Here is a 3,396-nt window from a genome sequence, read left to right as displayed (position 1 = left end):
GCCCGCAACGATGACGCGGGGCTTGTGCTCACGGGCCTTGGCGGCCACATCGTCATAGTCGATGCGGCCGGTTTCGCGCTGCACGCCATACGAGAGCACCTTGAAAAGACGGCCGGAAAAGTTCACCGGGCTGCCGTGGGTGAGGTGTCCGCCGTGGGAAAGATCCATGCCGAGAATGGTGTCGCCGGGCTTGAGAACGGCCAGGTAGGCGGCCATGTTGGCCTGCGAGCCGGAATGGGGCTGCACGTTGACGTACTGCGCGTCAAAAAGCAGCCTGGCCCTTTCCTGCGCCAGGGTTTCCACCATATCCACGTATTCGCAGCCGCCATAGTAGCGCTTGCCGGGATAGCCTTCGGCGTATTTGTTGGTCAGTACGCTGCCCTGGGCTTCACGTACCGCCGTGGAAACAATGTTTTCCGAGGCGATAAGCTCAAGCTTGCCCATCTGCCTTTGCGATTCCAGAGCAATGGCCTTTGCGATTTCCGGGTCTTGCAGCAGAATTTCATCCATGAACGTGGCATCCTTAGTGAAATATACTGCCCGCCACAGCGGCGGGCAGTGTGTGTACTGAGCTGGCCCGGCGGAGAACACAACGTCCGGCGGCCTTATGGGGGCGTTCGGACGGTTCTGACCAGTAAGGCGGGCCGTGGCGTTAGCGGGGCCTTTTTTCAAAAAACGCGGATCAGGTGGACTGGCTGCCCGTGATCCGCGCCGGATTTTCCTGTGCGAAAGCTGTGCGCAGGCACAACTGGTTTCGTCCAGGTATTGCTCGACTGCCGAAAGCGGATTTCGTCCACCGGCGTTTTCTAAAAACAGGACTGCCCCGCAGCGGCAGAAGCGTTAAACGCGCACCGCCGGATGCCTGCCGGAAAGATATCAGTCCTTCCGGCAGGCATCGCGGGCGGCAGGTCATTTATTGTCCCACTTCTTCAGGATCAGGCTGGCATTGGTGCCGCCAAAGCCGAAGGAATTGCACATGGCATACTCGCAGGCGATATTTTGGGAACCGTCAGCCATGTAGTCGAGATCGCACTCGGGATCAGGATTTTCAAGGTTGATGGTGCCGGGCAGCATTTCATCATGCAGGGCCAGCGCGGTGAAGACAGATTCTATGCCGCCGGCAGCCCCGAGCAGATGCCCGGTCATGGACTTGGTGGCAGAGATCTTGATCTTCCTGGCATGGTCGCCGAAGAGCAGCTTGATGGCCTTGGTTTCCGTGCTGTCATTGAGCATGGTGGACGTGGCGTGAGCGTTGATATGCCCGATGGCCGACGGCGAGATTCCGGCTTCACGCAGGGCGTTCTGCATGGCGCGGGCCATGCCTTCGCCATTTTCACAGGGAGCGGTCATGTGGTAGGCGTCGCCTGATGCGCCGTAGCCTACCAGTTCCGCATAAATTCTGGCTCCGCGTTCCTGCGCCGATTCCAGTGTTTCAACAAAGAGCAGCCCGGCGCCTTCGCCGATGACAAAGCCATCGCGTTTGGCGTCAAACGGGCGCGAAGCCTTGGCAGGCTCATCGTTGTACTGGGTGGAGAGCGCCTTGAGCGCAGTAAAACCGGCCACGCCCAGGGGCGTTACCGTGGCTTCCACGCCACCGGTGATGACGGCCTTGACCCGGCCCAGCAAAATTTCGCTGTATGCGGTACCCATGGCGTGAATGCCCGAGGCGCAGGCCGTAGTGGTGACAATGTTGGGGCCTTTGGCTCCGGTAAAAATAGATATCTGCCCCGGACCCATGTTTGAAATCAACATGGGAATCATGAAAGGCGAGATTCTGTTGGGACCGGCTTCAAGCAGTTTGGCGTGATACGTTTCGATGGTGTGCAGGCCGCCAAGGCCGATGCCGAGGATAACGGCGGTGTCGTAGGCATTGGCGTCCGTCACTTCATAGCCCGCGTCCCTGAGCAGCATCTGGGCCGAAGCCACGGCAAACTGGGTAAAACGGTCCATGCGCCGCACCTGTTTGGCGGGCATGAAATCTTCGGGCACAAAATTTTTCACTTCTCCCGCGATTCGCGAATCGTAGGCGGAAGCGTCAAAAAGCGTGATGGGCGCTATGCCCGACTCGCCTGCGAGCAGCTTTTTCCAGGTGCTCTCAATATCGTTGGCGAGGGGCGTAACGCCGCCAACGCCGGTGATTACTACGCGGGGACGGGTCATGCATGCTCCTTTGGTGCGGGAGGGGGCTTTACCGCCCCCTCGCACGCTGCATATCTGGCGAACAAACCTTGGCTATTTCTTTTCTTCGATATAGGCAATGGCGTCCTGGACCTTCAGGATCTTCTGAGCATCTTCGTCGGCGATTTCGACTTCGAACTCTTCTTCCATAGCCATGATCAGCTCAGTCAGGTCCAGGGAGTCAGCGCCCAGATCTTCCACAAAGCTGGCTTCGGGCTTGACTTCATCAGCGCTGACGCCCAGTTGGTCTACAATGATTTTTTTAACTTTTTCGGCGACATCAGACATGGTATCCTCCAGGTAATTTTAATATCCATCCAAACCCCGGCTTCAGGGCAGTGCCGGGTGCGTCTTCGGTTGTTCTGCGTGCGTGCTTTCACGTTAACTGCCTGGCCGGCGAACATGCCTTGTTTTTTTCAGCCGCACTTTTGCTTGCCGGCGGCTGAAACAGGGTTGCCCTTGCAGGCACGACATCACTGTCTGTTTTCCGCAGCCGCTCGGCGGCCGGGAGAACGCCTGGTAATCCGGGTATGTTTCGTGGCGCGGATTGTCAGCAACACTCCGCACAGGAGCAGTTAACATTATTACTGCAAAACTGCGCTAGCAGTACATGCCCCCATTCACTCCAAGCACCTGCCCGGTAATGTAGGCGGCCTTGTCCGAGGCGAAAAACGCCACGGCGTCGGCCACTTCCTGGGCAGTGCCCATGCGCTTGAGCGGAATAACTTCCTCATAGCTTTTACGAACATCATCGCCAAGGGCGGCGGTCATGTCCGTTTCAATAAAGCCGGGAGCCACGGCATTGACCGTGATCTGGCGTGCGGCCAGCTCTTTGGCGCAGGACTTGGTGAGGCCCAGCAGGGCGGCTTTGGCCGAGGCGTAGTTGGCCTGACCGGCGTTGCCCATCTGGCCCACCACCGAAGAAATGTTCACAATGCGGCCCTTGCGGGCCTTGCTCATGATTTTGGCGGCCTCGCGGGTGCAGATGAAGGCCCCGCGCAGGTTGACGTTGATTACCCGGTCAAAGTCCTCATCCTTCATGCGGATAAGAAAACCGTCCTTGGTGATGCCCGCGTTGTTCACGAGCACGGCAAGATCAACCTTGTCCTTGATTTCAGTGGTGAAAAAATCGGAAACAGCAGCACCGTCGCTCACATCAAGGGCAAAAGCCCTGGCCTGGCCGCCCGCCGCCCTGATTTCGGCCACCGTCTGCTCCGA

Annotated in this window: 3 protein-coding genes and 1 pseudogene; all 4 read right to left on the bottom strand. The window is 58.3% G+C overall.

The genetic code is table 11. The features are described 5' to 3' along the window. Nucleotides 1-510: pseudogene (gene glyA, locus V6C07_RS03985) on the bottom strand (serine hydroxymethyltransferase); the annotation flags it as partial. 399 nt (nucleotides 511-909) lie between these two features. Beyond that, the gene (gene fabF / locus V6C07_RS03980; protein ID WP_333535066.1) at nucleotides 910-2,160 is read right to left on the bottom strand and encodes a beta-ketoacyl-ACP synthase II; all 1,251 of its coding nucleotides are present in this window, start codon (nucleotides 2,158-2,160) and stop codon (nucleotides 910-912) included. Between the two features lie 72 nt (nucleotides 2,161-2,232). Beyond that, nucleotides 2,233-2,466 (bottom strand): acyl carrier protein, encoded by a 234-nt coding sequence (acpP, locus tag V6C07_RS03975; protein WP_012625238.1) that lies wholly within the window; start codon nucleotides 2,464-2,466, stop codon nucleotides 2,233-2,235. A gap of 312 nt (nucleotides 2,467-2,778) precedes the next feature. Then, nucleotides 2,779-3,396, bottom strand: a 618-nt coding sequence (gene fabG, locus V6C07_RS03970) for a 3-oxoacyl-ACP reductase FabG (RefSeq protein WP_333535065.1), incomplete at its 5' end; no start/stop codon positions are given.

The organism is Desulfovibrio sp. 1214_IL3152 (assembly GCF_036763055.1).
Taxonomy (GTDB): domain Bacteria; phylum Desulfobacterota; class Desulfovibrionia; order Desulfovibrionales; family Desulfovibrionaceae; genus Desulfovibrio.
The sequence above is the reverse complement of the archived record's forward strand: the minus strand, read 5'-3'. Positions and strand labels throughout refer to the sequence as shown.